18 protein-coding genes are annotated in these 17,119 nt (G+C 67.2%); 8 read left to right on the plus strand and 10 right to left on the minus strand.

What is annotated here, in order from left to right; all coding sequences use genetic code 11:
* Positions 1 to 148 precede the first annotated feature (148 nt).
* The gene (locus ABZ382_RS06980) at positions 149 to 649 is read left to right on the plus strand and encodes a DUF2199 domain-containing protein (protein WP_357085223.1); all 501 of its coding nucleotides are present in this window, start codon (positions 149 to 151) and stop codon (positions 647 to 649) included.
* 228 nt (positions 650 to 877) lie between these two features.
* Here ABZ382_RS06980 and ABZ382_RS06985 read toward each other — a convergent pair whose 3' ends face one another.
* The 6 genes from ABZ382_RS06985 to ABZ382_RS07010 form a co-directional block, all read right to left on the minus strand.
* Positions 878 to 2,467 (minus strand): AMP-binding protein, encoded by a 1,590-nt coding sequence (locus ABZ382_RS06985; protein ID WP_357085225.1) that lies wholly within the window; start codon positions 2,465 to 2,467, stop codon positions 878 to 880.
* Positions 2,468 to 2,675: 208 nt separating this feature from the next.
* Positions 2,676 to 3,638: an alpha/beta fold hydrolase gene (locus ABZ382_RS06990; protein ID WP_357085227.1), complete on the minus strand. Its 963-nt coding sequence runs from the start codon at positions 3,636 to 3,638 to the stop codon at positions 2,676 to 2,678.
* A 71-nt stretch (positions 3,639 to 3,709) separates the two neighbouring features.
* Positions 3,710 to 4,567, minus strand: a complete 858-nt coding sequence (locus ABZ382_RS06995; RefSeq protein WP_357085229.1) for an MBL fold metallo-hydrolase — start codon at positions 4,565 to 4,567, stop codon at positions 3,710 to 3,712.
* A 43-nt stretch (positions 4,568 to 4,610) separates the two neighbouring features.
* Positions 4,611 to 5,447 (minus strand): alpha/beta fold hydrolase, encoded by an 837-nt coding sequence (locus ABZ382_RS07000; protein ID WP_357085231.1) that lies wholly within the window; start codon positions 5,445 to 5,447, stop codon positions 4,611 to 4,613.
* A complete protein-coding gene (locus tag ABZ382_RS07005; protein WP_357085233.1) occupies positions 5,444 to 6,346 on the minus strand; it encodes an alpha/beta hydrolase fold domain-containing protein in 903 nt (300 codons plus the stop codon). The genes ABZ382_RS07000 and ABZ382_RS07005 overlap by 4 nt, the downstream gene beginning before the upstream one ends.
* On the minus strand, positions 6,339 to 6,827 hold the full coding sequence (locus ABZ382_RS07010) for a hypothetical protein (RefSeq protein WP_357085235.1): 489 nt from the start codon (positions 6,825 to 6,827) through the stop codon (positions 6,339 to 6,341). Before ABZ382_RS07010 ends, ABZ382_RS07005 begins: the two co-directional genes overlap by 8 nt.
* A 310-nt stretch (positions 6,828 to 7,137) precedes the next feature.
* On the opposite strand from ABZ382_RS07010, the gene ABZ382_RS07015 reads away from it, so the two are divergent.
* On the plus strand, positions 7,138 to 7,752 hold the full coding sequence (locus tag ABZ382_RS07015) for a TetR/AcrR family transcriptional regulator (RefSeq protein WP_357085237.1): 615 nt from the start codon (positions 7,138 to 7,140) through the stop codon (positions 7,750 to 7,752).
* On the opposite strand, the gene ABZ382_RS07020 is transcribed toward ABZ382_RS07015, so the two are convergent.
* A complete protein-coding gene (locus ABZ382_RS07020) occupies positions 7,697 to 8,380 on the minus strand; it encodes an SDR family NAD(P)-dependent oxidoreductase (protein WP_357085239.1) in 684 nt (227 codons plus the stop codon). The two genes, ABZ382_RS07015 and ABZ382_RS07020, sit on opposite strands and share 56 nt — an antisense overlap.
* Before the next feature lie 31 nt (positions 8,381 to 8,411).
* On the opposite strand from ABZ382_RS07020, the gene ABZ382_RS07025 reads away from it, so the two are divergent.
* Complete coding sequence (locus tag ABZ382_RS07025; protein ID WP_357085241.1) at positions 8,412 to 9,671, plus strand: glycosyltransferase; 1,260 nt, start codon at positions 8,412 to 8,414, stop codon at positions 9,669 to 9,671.
* Positions 9,672 to 9,743: 72 nt separating this feature from the next.
* On the opposite strand, the gene ABZ382_RS07030 is transcribed toward ABZ382_RS07025, so the two are convergent.
* Entirely contained in the window at positions 9,744 to 10,445 is a 702-nt protein-coding gene (locus ABZ382_RS07030) for a TetR/AcrR family transcriptional regulator (protein WP_357085243.1), read from the minus strand.
* A gap of 89 nt (positions 10,446 to 10,534) precedes the next feature.
* On the opposite strand from ABZ382_RS07030, the gene ABZ382_RS07035 reads away from it, so the two are divergent.
* The 3 genes from ABZ382_RS07035 to ABZ382_RS07045 all read left to right on the plus strand — a co-directional run bounded on the left by ABZ382_RS07035 (position 10,535) and on the right by ABZ382_RS07045 (position 14,215).
* Positions 10,535 to 12,106 (plus strand): succinic semialdehyde dehydrogenase, encoded by a 1,572-nt coding sequence (locus ABZ382_RS07035; protein ID WP_357085245.1) that lies wholly within the window; start codon positions 10,535 to 10,537, stop codon positions 12,104 to 12,106.
* Positions 12,107 to 12,140: 34 nt separating this feature from the next.
* Positions 12,141 to 12,968 carry an SDR family NAD(P)-dependent oxidoreductase gene (locus ABZ382_RS07040; protein ID WP_357085247.1) on the plus strand — a complete coding sequence of 276 codons (828 nt, stop codon included), beginning with the start codon at positions 12,141 to 12,143 and terminating at the stop codon, positions 12,966 to 12,968.
* A gap of 356 nt (positions 12,969 to 13,324) precedes the next feature.
* The gene (locus ABZ382_RS07045) at positions 13,325 to 14,215 is read left to right on the plus strand and encodes a class I SAM-dependent methyltransferase (protein ID WP_357085249.1); all 891 of its coding nucleotides are present in this window, start codon (positions 13,325 to 13,327) and stop codon (positions 14,213 to 14,215) included.
* A gap of 18 nt (positions 14,216 to 14,233) precedes the next feature.
* On the opposite strand, the gene ABZ382_RS07050 is transcribed toward ABZ382_RS07045, so the two are convergent.
* A complete protein-coding gene (locus ABZ382_RS07050; RefSeq protein WP_357085251.1) occupies positions 14,234 to 14,386 on the minus strand; it encodes a hypothetical protein in 153 nt (50 codons plus the stop codon).
* Between the two features lie 18 nt (positions 14,387 to 14,404).
* On the opposite strand from ABZ382_RS07050, the gene ABZ382_RS07055 reads away from it, so the two are divergent.
* Positions 14,405 to 15,058 carry a hypothetical protein gene (locus ABZ382_RS07055; protein ID WP_357085253.1) on the plus strand — a complete coding sequence of 218 codons (654 nt, stop codon included), beginning with the start codon at positions 14,405 to 14,407 and terminating at the stop codon, positions 15,056 to 15,058.
* A gap of 123 nt (positions 15,059 to 15,181) precedes the next feature.
* Here ABZ382_RS07055 and ABZ382_RS07060 read toward each other — a convergent pair whose 3' ends face one another.
* Positions 15,182 to 15,397, minus strand: a complete 216-nt coding sequence (locus tag ABZ382_RS07060; RefSeq protein ID WP_357085255.1) for a hypothetical protein — start codon at positions 15,395 to 15,397, stop codon at positions 15,182 to 15,184.
* Positions 15,398 to 15,823: 426 nt separating this feature from the next.
* On the opposite strand from ABZ382_RS07060, the gene ABZ382_RS07065 reads away from it, so the two are divergent.
* Positions 15,824 to 17,008, plus strand: coding sequence for an SPFH domain-containing protein (locus ABZ382_RS07065; RefSeq protein ID WP_357085257.1), 1,185 nt, complete (start codon positions 15,824 to 15,826; stop codon positions 17,006 to 17,008).
* Positions 17,009 to 17,119 lie beyond the last annotated feature (111 nt).

Consider the following 17,119-nt stretch of genomic DNA (forward strand, 5'->3'; position numbering starts at 1 on the left):
CACCGCTGCTCCATCCGTCGACCGAATTGCCTTCCCCTCCATGCTCTGCACGCCCGCCCACCCCCGAATCGGTGCACCGGCTCCTTCTCCCAGCCCATCCGTCCGACACCCGCGTCAACCGATCGGCTGACCCGCCTACGCTTCTGTTGTGACCAGCTCTACTTTCGCCTGCACCTGCTGCGATGAACTCCACGACGGCCCGCCGCTCAGCTTCGCCTTTCCCGCGCCGGCCTACTGGAACGACGAAGTAGCCGAAGCGCCCGGCAGTGTTCTGGGTGAAGAGCAGTGCGTCATCGCCGGCGAACATTTCTTCGTCCGCGCACGCATCGTCCTGCCCATCCTGGACAGCGACGACGAATTCGTCTGGGGCGTCTGGATTTCGCTCAGTGAACCGAACTTCCACCGCATGTCCGAGCTGTGGGACGACCCCGCCCGAGTCGACGAACCGCCCTATTTCGGCTGGCTCTCCACCCAAATCCCCATCTACGCCCCGACAACGATCAACCTGAAAACCAAACTCCACACCCAGCCGCTCGGAACCCGCCCCCTCCTCGAACTCGAGCCCACCGACCACCCGCTCGCCATCGAGCACCGATCCGGTATCACGCGCGCCCGAGTCCAGTCGATCGCCGAACAACTCCGCCACTGACTCCGCCGACTGCACCGCTGTCGCGCCGATCACCAGGCCGGTCGCGGTGAGCCCGGATGGGTCGGTTCGGCGGGCACCGTACTCACCGACGAGAAAGTAGTTGTCTACCGACCGGCTGGCGGATGCTGAATGAATTTGCGGTGCAAGGAGATTCACCTGCTCGTGGCATTCGACCGCGAGTACCGGGCGCGTAAGCCGGAGTCCGTGTGAGCGTGTCCGCCGGTGAGGTCAGTCGTCCGGGGGTGAGTGCAGTTCGTGGCGCCGGATTTTGCCTGTGACGGTTTTCGGAAGCTCCTGCACGATGTGGATGTCGCGAGGCCGTTTGTAGGCGGCCAGTCGTTCGGCGACGAACGCCATCAACGTGGCCGTGCTCGTGGATGCCTGGGGGACGAGGGACACGAACGCGACCACCTTCTCGCCGCGATATGCGTCCGCAGCGCCGATCACCGCGGCCTCGAGTACTGCGGGGTGCTCGTACAGGACGTCTTCTACCTCGCGTGGCCACACTTTGAACCCCGAGACGTTGATCTGGTCCTTGATCCGATCGACCAGGTAGATCCAGCCCGTCTCGTCTTGGATCGCGGCGTCGCCGGTACGTAACCAGCCATCGGACAGCGCATGCGCGGTCTCGTCGGGTTTGCCCAGATAGCCCGGGGTAATCTGCGGGCCCCGCACTTGTAGCTCACCGGCGAGACCGGCACTCAGGACGTGCCCTGCGGGGTCGACGATTCGCGTGTCGATCCCGGTCATCGGGATCCCGATCGCCAATGTCGCACCGGCGGGTTCGATGGGCGCGGTGGCTCCCGGCGGGACGGCGATCACAGCGGAGGCGGTCTCGGTCAGGCCGTAGATGTTGTGGATATAGATCCCGAACCGGCGCCGGAACGCCTCGATGGTGGCCGGCGGTATCGGTGCTCCACCGGAGTAGACCAGCCGCAGATGCCGCATGTCCTCCGCGCGTGCGTGCGGCAGCGTCAGCAGGGCATTGAACACGGTGATGGAGCCGATCGTGGTCGTGGCCCGGTGACGGCGCATCGCGTCCAGAACCAGTTCCGGTCGGGTTCTGTTGATGAGGATCAGCGGGACCCGGTGCAGCAGCGCGGTGGCGGCGCTCGCGACGGCTCCGGTGATATGGAACAGCGGTGCGACTGCGAGATGCCGGTCGTTGTCGTGCCGGCCTTGCCACAGGGCGAAGTTGCGAGCAGCAGCCAGGATGTTGCGGTGGGTGCCCATCGCTCCTTTGGGCGGGCCGGTGGTGCCGGAGGTGTAGCACAGCAGAGCGACGTCGTCCGGGCCGACTGACTCCGGCGCGAGGGTGGGTGCTGTTGTGGCAGTGATGATGTCGGCGAGACTGCTGTCACCGACAGCGCTACCGGTGTCCTCGGCCGTGACCGCTTCGGGATCGTCTTCTGTCTGGAAGTCACGGTCGGAGGCGGTGAGGATCCATCGCACGCCGCTGCCCGAGACCGTGGTGCGGGTTTCGTCGTGGTCGCGGTCGAGGCACACGATGCCGATGGCTCCGGAGTCGTCGATGATTCGCCGCAATTCGGCACGCCGGTACATCGGATTGAGAAGCAGGGCCGTCGCCCCGAGTTTCCACGCCGCGAGCAAGCTGATCACGAACGCGGGAATGTTCTGCAAGTAGATCCCGACTACCGTGCCCGGGCCGAGGCCGCGGGTGCGGAACGCTGCCGCGAGCGCGCTCGCGTGGGACTCCAGTTCCGAGACCGTGAGGATGGCATCGAAATAGATCAGGGCCGTCGCATAGGGTTCCTCGCGCACACGCGCGTCCCAGGCGCGGCTCAGGGTGGCGGGCAACTCCTGATGTTCGGTGGTCACTCCAGTGGGATACAGGTGCCGCCAGGCGAACTCGTGTCCTGAGTTCGCCGGATCTCGGCGCGGGTGGGGCCGGTCGATAGTCATCACAGCGTCCTTGTCGAGCGGTAGACGGATTGTGGTGAAGGGGTCCGGCCACGGTGCGGCGCGTTTGCGCGTTGTGGTGACCGGGCCCCGGGAGGTGATGCCCTCAGCCGTGGCGGGGACGGCCGAAGCAGTCGATGGGCATCTGGTGAGCGGGGTCCAGAGCGTTCAGAACGTATTGCGCGACAACGGGATCACCGGAAGCGCCGACGTGTTCGAAGATCTCCAGAGGGCACTGGTCCTGCACGACGATGTTGGTGACGTTCGGTATTGCGGGACCGAAGCCGCTGGTGAACGGCAGCACGATCTCGTCGAAGCGGGTCATGATGAACGTGTAGTCGATCGTCGCGGGGTAGGCGTCGACGGAATTAACCTCCTCGAGAAACGTCGAACCGGCGGTCAGTTGCACGAAGGCGCCGATCCCGAGGTTCGTTAGAGCCTCCTGGGTTTGGTCCCACAGACCGACTCGTCGCAGCGCCGCGGCCAGCAGGGCGCCCCCGTTGGCGTGAGTTCCCTCGTTGAGCGGGGTCAAGTTCACCGATTTGGCGACCTTGTTCGCGCCACCGAGGAACTTGATGTACCAGCGGGGCATCAGCGTGCCCAGCGAGTGCCCGACGAAATCGACGTGTTCGGCGCCGGTGGCCGCCAGTACCCGATCCACAAAGGGCGCCAGTTCCGTGGTGGCCGAGTCGATCATCGATTTCATGCCGGTCACCGTGTTCAACGGTGCTGGGAGCCGGGAATCTATGCCGTAGTTCAGGGAGAACACGCAGTATCCGTTGTTGGCCAGCAGCGGTGCGATCGTGATCCAGTCCGCAGCCTGGGTGGCGGTCAGACCGTGCAGCAGGATCACCGGCTCGGGGTGTTCGGAGGTAGTTCGGCAGTTCCAGTCATTGGCTCCTGGTGGGGAGGACTGGTCGGTGAAATGGGGTAGACCGGCGGTGAGTCCGTAGGGCACCGGGTAGTCCGGGGCCGCGCGGGCCGGTGATGCGAGGGCGACTGTGGCTGTGCAGACCGTGCAGGCGGCCGTCAGGACAGACAGCACAGTGCGGTTCGGGGTGGCTCTCATAGGAATTCCTGCAGCGTCGTTGCTGAAAACTGTTGCCCCGACGGGGCAGAGGTAGAACTCGTACGCTGGGGTCAGCGTGGCAGGGGAACGCCGAGCAGACCGTGGCTGCCGTACCAGACCGGGCCGACGTTGAGCCGGTCGGGATAGCGGGCGATCATCTGATCGAAGAATTCCTGGGGGGTCGGTCTCTGTTCGAGCAGTTCGCGCGCGTCGATGAGGTACCGGCGGGTCTGCTCGATGATGCCTGGATCGTCCGGCAGGGCACGGTTCTTGTGGCCCGCGACCACCGCGCGCGGGGCCAGAGCTTGCACTTGGTCCAGCGCGGCGAGCCAGGCGTCGAAGCCGTGCCCGTCGTCGCCGGTTTCCAGCAGCATCTGGTGCACGCCGTTGTAGACGACGTCTCCGCCCACGACCAGGTCAATCGAGGGCACGTGCAGCACCGTGGTGGCGTCGGTGTCGGAGTGGCCGACTTCGACGGCGATGAGTTTGTGTCCTTCCAGGTCGATCCCTTCCTCGGGAATCGGCTGGTACACCAGGGGTGCGTCCGGGATCAGCCCGGGAAAGTCGGAGTCCCAGACGAATTCGCGAAACTTGGCATTTCCGGCCATCACTTCGATGGTGCCCTCGGTGGCGTACGGGATCGCACTGAGGAAACGTTTGAGCAGTTCCGCGGTGCCGAACCAGTGGTCACCGTGTCCGTGGGTGGCATAGATATAGGTGAGGTTCTTGCCGAACCCGTCGACCCAGTCCCCGACCTGTTCGATCTGGTCGTGAGTGAACGGCGGGTCGACCAGGACGGCGTCGTGCTCGCCGATGATCAAGGTCGTGGCCAGGGGCGAGGAGGTGATGACGCCGCCGTCGGGCAGGCGTTCGGGTCGTGAGCGGGGAACGCCGTCGCTGACGAACACCTCGTAGCGCAGTGTGGTCATGATCGGTGAATCCTTTCCGCGCGCGGTATGCGCGCCGGTCGTGTCAGTAGGGGTTCAGGTCTGTCAGGAACAGTTCGATGTGCGCGGTCACCTCCTCGGCGGCCTCGCGGGGCGCGAGATGCCCGGCGTGAGGCAACACGATCAGCCGGGCTCCGGGTATGCACCTGCCCAGGTCTCGGGAGTGATGGCGGGCGAATTGGCGGTCCTCCGCCCCATCGAGTACCAGAGTGGGTGCGCGGATCGTGTGCAGCGCGGCGGAGATGTCACTGCGGTCGGCCAGGACCGAGCGCATCGCCCGCGATAGCCCTGTGCGGTCGAGGCGATCCACACCCACCGCGATGTTCGCGGCCAGCTCAGGATTGCGGAGTTGAGTGGTCTCACCGAGCATGCCGGAGGCCACCATCGTGCCCAGGCCGGTCGGGACACCGGCCCGAACCAGCTTTGCCAGCACACGATCTCGCTGCCGCACCGCCCACGGCATGGCTCGGGCGCTGGTGTTGGACAGCACGAGTGCGGCCACCCGGTCCGGACGCGAGAGCGCTATGCGCAGCGCGACGAAACCACCCCAGGACAAGCCCAGGATCGCGGCGCGGTCCACGCCGGCGGCATCGAGTACCTGCAGCGCCGCGTCGGCGCACTCCTCCATGGTGAAATGTCTTGCCGCGGCAGTGCTTTCACCGGTGCCATAGGGGTCCACCAGTAACGTGCGTCCTTTGAGGGCGTGCAGGGCGGGAAGCTGCGCGCCCCAGCTGGTGTGCCCGTCGGTGAACAGGCTCGGCCACAGCAACGCGGTGGGCCCGCCGATAGTGCCGGCGTCGTGCACGTGCAGCTCTCCCAGCGCCGTCGCTACACGCAGGCCTCGAGCCGAGAACGATGTCATAGGTGCTGCTCGAACCAGTCGCGCGCGGTGCGGCTGCCGAACTCGTAGCCGTCGAAATAGATGCCGTAGTGGGTGATCCCGGCGATGACGTGATACTCCACGGGCACTCCGTGGGACTTGATCGTCTCGGCGGCGAGTTGCCCGTTGTCGACGGTGGGATACAGCTCCTCCTCGCCGGCGTCGATGATGACCGTCGGTATCCGCAGCCGGTCGACCTGTGGCAGCGGATCGAAGCGTGCCAGCGCCGCCAGGTAGGGAGTTCCGTCCGAGCCCGGTAGCTGGTCCACGCCTTGGGGGATGGCGGGGAAGTCTCCACGGGCGGTGGCGATCGCACGCTGGCGAGCCAACCCCCACATCGGGGTGCGTCGTAGCGCCACGGCGGGCACCTGTACCGCCAGCACTTTGATCCGAGGATCATCGGCGGCGGCATGAATGGCGACGCCACCGCCGAAGCTGGTGCCCCACAATCCGATCCGGTCCGGATCGACGTGCGGTTCACCTTCGAGGTAGTCCAGCACCGCGCGCACATTCTGAGTCCACGCCCACGGATCGAGTAGATCCCGGATGAATCGCACTCGCACAGTCGCCTCGTTGTGCTCGTCGAGTTCGGGAGCCTTGCCGATCAGTTGCGAAGGTGAGCCGGAGCCGAACCAACTGCTGTGGGTGAACGAGATGGTGATCATGCCCGACGAGGCGATCAGAGCGGCATAGCGTTCGGTGGTGGCCTTACTGCCTCCTGCTCCGTGGCTCAGTACGACACCGGGCAGAAGAGCTTCCGATGCAATGGGTGCGGGCCGGTAGATGTCCGCGTCGAGCGCGATCCCATTGCTCCAAATCGTCACCGTCTCGCGTTCGACGCCCTCGGGCATGATCAACGCCGGATAGGTCGACTCAGCCATGGCTCACGATCTCCTCCAGCGATTGCTGCGGCCAGATCTCGGCGAGGGAGTCGCTTGTGGTGTCGGTGGCTTGGACTCCGACCACGCGCCATCCAGAATCGGACTTGGCGATCTCGAAATGCACGGCCAAGCGCTGCACTTCGCTCTCGTCGGCGCGTCGGCGTGACCAGATGACTTCCACCGCCGCGCCTGCGGCGTGGTACACCGTCACTCGTCGATCGGGCACCACGGTGTGGGTGTAACCAGAGTCGCGCAGCGGCGCGTGATTGATTTCCAGGAACTCCAGCACTGCCGCGTTGTCCAAGCACCAGAATGAATGCCCCGCCGCGGCTACGTGCATCGGGGTGCCCCAGTAATCGTGAATGAACTCGGGCCCATCGGCCGACAGGCCGGCAGCGACGGCGACCCATCGGGGCAGATAGTCCTCGAAGAACCAGCCGTGCACTTCGGCGCGAGCGGTCGCCAAGGGATCTTCAACCATGTTCGGAGGTCCTCCTACCCAGCCGGTCGTCGGGCCGGCTGGTTTGAAATTCGGATGCGAATCCAGCAGCAGCGAGACCCCTCGCGGGCGGATTCGGGCTGTCATGTACCGGTGACTGCCCTGCTCGTGTCGCCTGGATCTATATTATTGGAACCGCTGGGTTCCTTTCTAGTATAGGAACTCCTAGGTTCCATTTGTCAAGGATTGTTCGGCTGCGAAGGATGCGTTGGTTGCGAAGGGTGCGATATGGGAGGGTCGGGAGATGACCACAGGAACGAGCGCCACCTCGGAGCGGCCTCGCCCGCGGCCGGTGAGCCCGGGCCGGCCGCCGAACTCCGCGCTGGTTACACGTTGGCGCCATATCCTCGACGTCGCCGCAGCGGAGTTCGCCGAGCACGGGTACGGCCAAGCCAATGTCGCACGGATCGCCCGCCAGGCAGGGGTGTCGAAGAAGACGATCTACGCGCGCTGCCCGAGCAAGGACGACCTGCTGATCGCCGTGGTCGATGATCTGGCCACGCGCGCCCACACGGCAACCACCATCGCAATGGCTGAATGCGGACACGAGCCCCAGGTGGTGCTGACCCAGTTCGGTGAACAAGTCGCCCGAAACTGGGTCGCGCCCGAGCATCTGGGCTTCTACCGGCTGATCATCGCCGAGGTCCCGCGCTTTCCTCAGTTGGCGGCGGTGTATCGCGAGGTGATGGACCGGTTCGGGACAACCCTGGCCGACTATGTGCGCCAGCAGTGCGCGCTGGGCACCCTGTCGGTGCCCGATCCCGACGCGGCGGCCCGACAGTTCGGGATGCTGGTGTACGGCGAGCTGCGCGAACGAGCGCTGCTCGGCGAGGTCATCACCGAGCAGCAGGTCAGCGAGGTTGTTCAGCGGGCGGTGCGGATGTTCCTGGTCGGCTACTCGGCATGAGCGCCTCTGATCCCTCGCTCCGCCCCAACTGGGCGGCGGGGGTGAGCGCGGACCAATCGATCGCCCGTTCGAGGACGGCCCGGCCGTGTCGGTGAGGATCAGCAATCGCCGTGTGTCGATCCCGGCGACCGCGACCGCGGCGATCTGCTCGGCGTCGAGTACGGCCTTGTCGATCAACACGTCGCGCCACCGATGCCATCTGCGAATCGTCATCGCGTAGGGAGGAGGACAGTCCGGTCCGGAAGTACGGCGGGCAGACCACCGACACATCGATCCCGTGCGGAGCCAATTCGTCGTGCAGGCTTTCGCTCAATGCCACCGCGGCGGCTTTGGCGGAGGTGTAGGCGGCTGGCCGCGGAAGGTTTCCAGGTTGAGGTGGCCCAGCAGGGCCGCGCTCATGCGGATCGCTGTCCTTTCCGTGATGGCCACGGCTGGATTGTGGACTCGGCGCCGCGAGCTCGGCCAGTGGATTTCCAGGGGGTGCTCGTCGTCCGCGGATACCCCCGCCAGGGGTACCGGCTGCGGGTGGTGGACGGGCCGGTGGTGGCGGGTTCCGGATGCACGCCTGACTGGGGCGTTCGATCAGTTGCCAAGTGGCAGTGCGCATTCGATATTCGAGGGGTGACATCGATCGGGTCTCGTCGGGTAGGAGTTGACGCGTGAGCAAGCTGGTTATTGCGGCGATGGGGACCCGGGGGGACGTGGCGCCACTGCTGGATGTGGCGTTGCGGTTGGGGGATGCCGGGCACGAGGTGGTGGTTGCCGCGCATTGCTTGTTCCGCGAGTTGATTACCGAGGCGGGGCTCGAATTTCGGCTGATGGGGGCCGATGTCAAGGTCGACGAGTCGGATCCGTTCAATGTCGATCTGAGCGGCCACGAGGATCTGGTGGTGCCGGAGAAGCTGGCCTGGCCGGAGGGGCAGCGGTTTCTGGGGAACGGATTGATCGAGGCGCTCGTCGACGAGCCGATGGATGCGCTGCTGCTCAGTCCGATCACCGAGTTCTCGGGGTTCCAGCTCGCCGAGGCGAAGGGGATTCCGGCGATCGGATTGCGGCTGTTTCCTTTGTCGGCGACCACGCAGCATCCGCCGAGTCTGGTCGGGGACAAGGACTTCGGCGGGTTCCGGAACCGGCTGACGGCCGATGTCGGGGCATGGTTGTTCGACACCGTGTATCGCGGACCGGTCGCCGAATTCCGGCGGGACCTGGGGCTGCCGAAGGTGTCCGCCCGCACGCTGCGGCGGCGGCGCACCGCGTCGGAATGGCCGGTGCTGCACGGCTATTCGCCCAGTGTGTCGCCGCGGCCCGTGGACTGGCGCCCGGGGCTGGAGGTCACCGGCTATTGGTGGCCGCCGCGGCCCCTCGACTGGGAGCCGCCCACCGAACTCGTGGACTTCCTCGAAGCCGGCCCGCCCCCGGTGTTCGTCGGATTCGGCAGCACCACCGAAGGCCGCGACCGTCGCGCCGAATTCTCGGAGCTGCTGAACGAGACGCTGCGGCGGTTCGGTGGCCGCGCACTCGTGCAGACGGGCTGGATGAACCTCGATATCAGCGGTGACGACGTCATGACCATCGGCAGCGTGCCCTACGACTGGCTGTTCCCGCAGGTCGCCGCCGCGATTCACCACGGTGGCGCCGGAACCACCTCGGCCAGCCTGCGCGCGGGCATGCCGTTCGCCGCCGTCCCCGGCCAGGCCGACCAGGGCTTCTGGGCGCGGCGGATGCGCGAACTCGGCGTCAGCCCGGCGACCATCGCGCAGCGGGAACTCTCGGTCGACGGCCTGGTCTCCGCGCTGCACGCGATGACCACCGACAGCTTCTACCGCGACAACGCCACCCGGCTCGCGGAACGGATCGCCCAGGAAGACGGCGCGGGCACCGCGGTCAAGGCCATCGAAGCCCACCTCGACGCCTACTGAACCCGCCTCGAAGCGGTTCAGGGCGTATGTCGTTCGACCGCCCGCCCGGGTCCACCGGCGAGGTGGCGCGGATCAGACGGATTCGAACAATCCCGGAACGGTGAGCGCGTACTCCACGTCCTGGCGGGTGCCGAGCATGGTGAGTACGCCGCGAATCATGGTCAATCGGGCGGCGTCGATGGTGGCCTGGTCGGGCTCGCCGTTCGGGGCGGCCGCGGAGATGCGGAAGACGACGTATTCGCAGGTGTGCAGCGCGGTGTCGAGTTCGAGGTCGGTGGGGGCGGGCCGACCCAATCCGGTGATCTTGTTGCGCACCAGGATCCGGATGTCGTCGACCACCCGATTCCGGTACTCCGACACCGGTGAACTCGGATCGTGCAGTTCGGCGAACAGCGGCGCCAGCATCGAGCCGTGCCCGCCCGCCCAGTGCAGATACGCCTCGATCATGTTGATGCCGAGCTCGACTGGCTCCTCGGTGCGTTCCAGGGCCGAGCGGATGCCCCCGACGAGGTCGTCGTTGGAGACGGTGAGCACCGCGTGCAGCGGCTCGGTGGCATTGGCGAAATACCGGTAGAAGGTCGGCCGGGCCAGTCCGGCCTGCTCGATGATGCGGGCCACGCTCAGCCCGCGGGACCCGTGCGCGGCGAACACCTCGGCGGTCGCCAGCACGATGCGGGCGCGCACCTGGTCGGCCTGTTGCTCCGTCTGCGGGGGGCGGCCGCGGCGGGCGGGGGTGGTCTTGTCCGCCGAAGGGCTTGACATCGCATGCGTCACGTCTATTAATCTAACACTGGTGTTCATGTAACACTGGTGTTCAGTTAATAGTGAGCTCCACCGGATCCGACTCTTCGAGAGGGCGACCAATGACGACTGCCCCGCAGCTCGCCACCGCCGATGCGCTGCCTTTTGACCTGGTCCAGCGCCTGCTCGGCCATGCCGTCGCGGGTGGTGCGCCCTCGGTCGAGGTGTTCGCGCCCGCTACCGGCGCCAAGATTGCCGACCTGCCGCAATCCTCGGTCACCGATATCGAGGCCGCCTTCGCCACCGCGCGCGCCGCGCAGGCCGAATGGGCGAAGGTCCCGGTCGGGGAACGGGCCGCCCTGCTGCGCCGCATCCACGATCTGGTGCTGGCCGAGCAGGACACCATCCTCGACATCGTCCAGCTCGAGACCGGCAAGTCCCGGGTGCACGCCTTCGACGAGGTGTCCGACGTCGCGGTGAACTCCCGCTACTACGCCGCCGAGGGCAAATCGATTCTGGCGCACCGCAAGCCGCGCGGCGTCATGCCGGTGCTCACCCAGGTGGAGGTGCGCAACCGGCCCAAGGGCGTGGTCGCGGTCATCTCGCCGTGGAACTACCCCCTGGCCTTGGGCGCCTCCGACGCGCTGCCCGCGCTGCTCGCCGGTAACGCCGTCATCGGGCGGCCGGACAATCAGACCGCGCTGACCCTGCTGTGGGCCATCGACATCGCCGAGCGGGCAGGCCTGCCCAAGGGTCTGTGGCAGGCCGTGCTCGGGCGTGGCGCGGTCGTCGGCACCGAGGTCATCGCGCGCGCCGACTACGTCGACTACACCGGGTCCAGCGCCACCGGCCGCACCATCGCCCAGCAGGCGGGCGAGCGGCTGATCGGCTACTCGCTCGAATTGGGCGGCAAGAACCCGCTGCTGGTGCTCGAGGACGCCGACGTCTCCGCCGCCGCCAAGATCGCGGTGCGCGCCTGCTTCGCCTCCGCCGGGCAGCTGTGCGAGTCGATCGAGCGAATCTACGTGCACGACAAGGTGTACGCCCAGTTCGTGCGCGAATTCGTGGGGCACACCAAGGAGTTGACGCTCGGCAAGACCCTCGACTTCGGCTACGAGATCGGGTCGCTGACCTTCCCGCGCCAGATCGACAATGTCTCCGCCCATGTCGATGACGCCGTGGCCAAGGGCGCGACCGTCCTCGCCGGCGGTAAGGCGCGCCCGGACCTGGGCCCGTACTTCTACGAGCCCACCATCCTCGAGGGCGTACGCGAAGGCATGACCGTCTACCGCGAGGAAACCTTCGGACCGGTCGTGTCGCTGTACCGCGTGCACAGCGACGACGAGGCCGTCGCGCAGGCGAACGACACCGCCTACGGCCTCAATGCCAGCGTGTGGAGCCGCGACACCGCCCGCGGCCGCGAGGTGGCCGCCCGCGTCAACGCCGGATCGGTGAACGTGAACGAGGGCTTCATCGCCGCCTGGGGTTCGGTCGCCGCGCCGTCGGGCGGACTCGGCATCTCCGGCACGGGTCGCCGCCACGGACCCGAGGGCCTGCTGAAATACATCGACACCCAGACCATCGCGGTGCAGCGGGTGCTGCCCATCGCGCCGCTGCCGGGCATGTCGGAGCAACTGTGGGCCAAGACCATGACGCTCTACCTGAACGTCATGAAGACACTGCGGCAGAAGTGATTCCGCCGACCATTCGACAGGGGAACAAGGGGTTATGAAGACCGTTGCCGGTAAGCGGGTCCTGATCACGGGCGCCGCCATGGGTCTGGGCAAGTCGTTCGCGCAGCGGGCGGTGGCCGAGCAGGCCGCCGACGTCGTGCTGTGGGACATCAACGAGGTGACGCTGAAGGAGACCGCGAAAGAGCTCGCGGCCCTCGGCGGCAGCCGCATCCACCATTACGTGGTCGACGTGTCCGACCGCGACGCCATCGCCGAGGCGGGCGCGGCCGTGCGCGCCGAGGTCGGCGGCATCGACGTGCTGGTCAACAATGCCGGCATCGTGCGCGGCAACGGTTACTTCTGGGAAACCGACAACCGCGCCGACATCGACAAGACCATGGCGATCAACTCCCTCGCCCCCATGTACATCACCCTCGAGTTCCTGCCCGCCATGGTCGCCAACACCGGCGTCGAGGCGCGCGTGCTCAATATCGCCTCCTCCGCGGGCCTGGTCTCCAACCCGCGCATGAGCGTCTACGCCGCCTCCAAGTGGGCGGCGCTGGGCTGGTCGGACTCGGTCCGCCTGGAACTCGAGCAGTCCGGCACCGAGCACGTGCGGTTCACGACCGTCTGCCCGACCTACATCAACACCGGAATGTTCGACGGCGCCAAGGGCTTCTGGTTCACCCCGATCCTGGAGCAGGAGGAAGTGGTCGACACCTCCTGGTCGGAGATGAAGAAGGGCTCCGCCCTGGTGGTCCTGCCCTGGACCTCCCGCCTCAACCGCGCCATCTCCGGTCTGCTGCCGCTGAAGCTACGCGACTTCTACCTCAACACGGTGGGCGTCTACCACTCGATGGACGAATTCACCGGGCGCAAGTAGGGATTCGCGCCGAACGACGAATGCGCTCCGGCGCGACGCCCCGACACCACCCGGCCACCTGGTCGGGTGGTGTTCGCCATCTGACTTGCCGGAACATTGCTGATTGTCAGAACTGGCGGCTGTGCGGGGAATGCGACGGAGAGATCGGGCTGACCCGCCGGTTGTTATCGGCTGCATCTTCGTGGTGAAACAGGACGTAGTGGAACCTGCACCGGATCGCGCGGCATCTGGCGTCGGTAGGTGTCCAGTCGGTTGCCGGAGCTTCGCTATGGGCGCAGAATCGACGGGGTGGTTATCGGTCCGTGGCTCCGCCCGGGCCGGCTCGGACGACCTCCGACACCGATGGGGTGACCTTGATGCGAACCGACGGGGACAGCTGGGACATAGTGACGAGCGTGGGCCTGACCGCCTTGGGCGTGGCCACGTTCCGCGCGCTCGAGACGATCGATCCCGAGCCGATGATCCGCGACGACTACGCGGCCTGGTTCGTCGAAGCGGCCGGTGAACCGCACTTCATGGGCATCCTGGCCGACCCGGAGTCGGTGGGCGATGTCAGGCGGTTCGGGCGGTTCATGGGTGTCCGGACCAGGTACTTCGACGAGTTCTTCGCCGCCGCGTTCCAGGAAGGTGTGCGGCAGGCGGTGATCCTGGCGTCCGGTCTGGACGCGCGGGCGTACCGGCTGGATTGGCCCGCGGGCGCGGTCGTCTTCGAGATCGATCAGCCTCGGGTGCTGGAGTTCAAGGACCGGGTCCTCGCCGAGCACGGTGCGCGGGCCAAGGCCGATCGCCGCGTGGTCGCGATCGATCTGCGCGAGGATTGGCCCGCAGCGCTCACCGCCGCCGGATTCGATCCGGGTCAGCCGACGGCGTGGTCGGCCGAGGGGCTGTTGCCGTTCCTGCCGGGTCCCGCGCACGACGCGTTGTTCGAACGCATCGACGCGCTGTCCGCACCCGGCAGCAGCGTGGCCACCGACGACTTCGCCCGCACCGTGGACCCGCAGAACTTCGCCGATACGGAGGAGAAGTTCTTCGGCAGCAACCCCTTCGGCAGCCTGGACGTCAGCGACCTCTTGTACGACGACGCCCGCGCCGATCCGGGCGACTGGCTGGCTCGGCACGGCTGGACGGTCCACATGACCACACCGGTCGACCTCGCCGCCGCCTACGCCCACCCGATCACCGACATGCCCGCCGAATTGCTCGACCTCATGCGCCAGGCGCACTACGCGCGCGCCGAAAAGCGGTGAACCACAAAGGTTTCGGGGCTACGCGGGGCGATCCTCGAGGCGGGCGTGGAGCCGGTCGCGGATCTCGTCGGGCGTGTAGGCGCGGCGTTTGCGTTCGGAGCGCACGATCACCACTCCGGTCGCGGCGACTCCCGCGGCTCCGGCCAAGCCGAGCACCTTCCACCATCGCATGCGCCTAGGCTAGCGGTTGTGTCACGCGAAGCGGTGTCGAGTATCGGTTTGGACGAAGCGGCGGAACTCACCAGGACCGGCGATCTGTGGTTGTTCCGTGGGCATTCCGGTGCGGACCGCGCGATCCGCGGACTGACCAACAGCCCGGTCAACCACGTCGGCATGGCGGTGGTCATCGACGACCTGCCGGCGCTGATCTGGCACGCCGAGCTCGGCCGGTCGCTGCCCGACGTCTGGTCCGGGAACCACCACCGCGGCGCGCAGCTGCACGACCTGCGGGCCGCGGTCATGCGCTGGGGCAACGAGTATGAGCAGCAGGCCTGGACGCGGCAGTTGGATCGCCCGGTCACCCGCGAGATGGAAGACGCCGCGCTGCGCACGGTGGCCCGGCTCGACGGCATGCCGTTTCCCTCCACGACCGCGCTCGCCGGCCGGTGGCTGCGCGGCCGAGTGCCCCGGCCGAAACGATCCAGCACGCCCGAAACCACTGCGGGACTGGAGAACGCGTACTGCGCGGAAATCGTCGCCATGACCTACCAGGCCATGGGCCTGCTGCCGCAGAAGCGCCCGAACTGGTACGACCCGGGCAGGTTCTGGAGCGGAGACAACCTCCGTCTCGCCGACGGCTACCACCTCGGCGGCGAAATCGAGGTGAAGGTACCCACCCCCTGATCGCGCCCGCGCCACGAACGGGTCGCTGCCGCACGGCGTTCCGGCCGTTGCGGGTTGGTTCGGGAATGACGGCGGCCCGCTCGATCGGAATCGGGCGGGCCGTCGGAGGTGCGGCAGTCGGGGTTACGGCCAGCACCAGTCCAGGGTGGCGGAGCCGGGGGTCGGGATGTGGAGGCAGATGGTGATCGAGATGTAGGGGGCGTCGATGTTCTGCAGCGCCGCGGGCTGGGCGGGGGCCGGGGCAGCGGGCTCGGCCGCGGAGGCGGACGGGGCTGCGAGGGTCAGCAGCGGGACGGCTACCGCGGCTACTGCTGCCGAGCGGGCGATGGATGCCAGCATCTGGGTTCTACTCCTCCAGGTCGCGACTATGGCGGCGCGCCAGATAGTTGCTGTCAGTGGTGCCTGACAGGTCATCGGGGCCGTGAGCGCAACGTTAACACCGGAAATCTTGGTTGCTGGGAAGTTTCTGTATCTCTTGTCCGTGTCGACACTCGCCAGTGTCCACACCGCGACCAATCGCGATCGAGAGACCATCCGAGGGGTTGTCCGGCGAGGTGCTCGATCCGGATCGGCCGCGTCCGCGCCGACGCGCGGGCGCCGGTGGGCGACCAGGGTGGGAAAGGGTGTGGGGCACAGGGTCGTACGGGATCATTAACGCTGCCCGTGGTTCGCTCGATAGCCACGTGACGGTGACTGGCGCGTCGCCGTCCTGTGCCATACTCGGCCGGGGCGGAGGGTCGCGCCCGAGGGAGGAAAGAGAACTCGATGGGTCTGTTCGACATGATTCGCGGCGAATTCGTCGACATCATCGAATGGTTGGATGACAGCCGCACCACGCTGGCGTGGCGGTTTCCGCGGTACGAGAACGAGATCAAGAACGGCGCGGAGCTGATCGTCCGGGAGGGGCAGCAGGCCGTCTTCGTGTATCGGGGTCAGCTCGCCGACAAGTACGGTCCCGGGCATTACACGCTGACCACCGAGAACATGCCGATCATGTCCACCCTGCAGGGGTGGCGGCACGGGTTCAACTCGCCGTTCCGGTCCGAGGTGTACTACGTCAATACCCGCGCGGTCACCGATATGCGGTGGGGCACACCGCAGCCCGTCACCGTGCGCGACCCCGACTTCCGGATGGTGCAGATCCGCGCCAACGGCACCGCGAACGTGCGGGTCACCGATATCGAGGTGTTCCTGCGGCAGATGATCGGCACCAATGCCGAGGTCGACGCCGAGGCGCTCAGCGAGCAGCTGCGGGCCAATGTCGCGCTGGCGTTCTCCGACATGGTGCTGGCCAGCGGGCTGGGAGCCATCGACCTGCAGGGCCGCCAGGTCGAATTGTCCGACAAGCTGCGTGAATTCGTGGGCCAGCGACTGTCCGGCTTCGGTGTCGGGGTCGAGGGCGTCACCATGAGCATCTCGCTGCCCGAGGAGATCCAGCAGGCCATGACCCGCGGCGTCGCGCGCGGCGTCGAGGCCGGCGGGTTCATGAACAATGTCGACCTCAACCGGTACCAGCAGATGCAGGCCGCCGACGCCATGCTCGCCGCCGCCCAGAACCCCGGCGGGGGAATGGGAGCCGCCATGCAGGCCGGCATGGGTGTCGTGCTCGGCGGGCAGATGGCGGGCGCCATGCAGGGCAGCATGCAGCCGCAACCCGGCTACGGCCAGCCCCAGCAGGGCGGCTACGCCCAGCCCGCGCCGCAGCAGGCCCCGCCGCCGCTGCCGGGCCAGCAACAGTTCCACTTCGACAATGGCGGCCAGGCCGCGGGCCCGTTCCCGATCGACCAGCTACGCCAGTACGTTTCGGGCGGCCAGCTGACCCGCGACACCAATGTGTGGACGGAGGGCATGCCGGGCTGGGTCCCGGCCGCCACCGTCCCGGCGCTGCAGTCCCTCTTCGCGACCCCGCCGCCGCTGCCCGGCACCCCGCCCCCGCTGCCCCCGCAGTAACGGCGACCACCGCAACCGGACCCGCCCGGACCACCCGTCGGCCCATGACCGCCGACGGGTCGGTTCGCCGTACCCGAATCCGGTCACCCGCCCGATCGAACGCCCGACGAC

Source organism: Nocardia sp. NPDC005825 (assembly GCF_040630175.1).
Taxonomy (GTDB): Bacteria; Actinomycetota; Actinomycetes; order Mycobacteriales; family Mycobacteriaceae; genus Nocardia.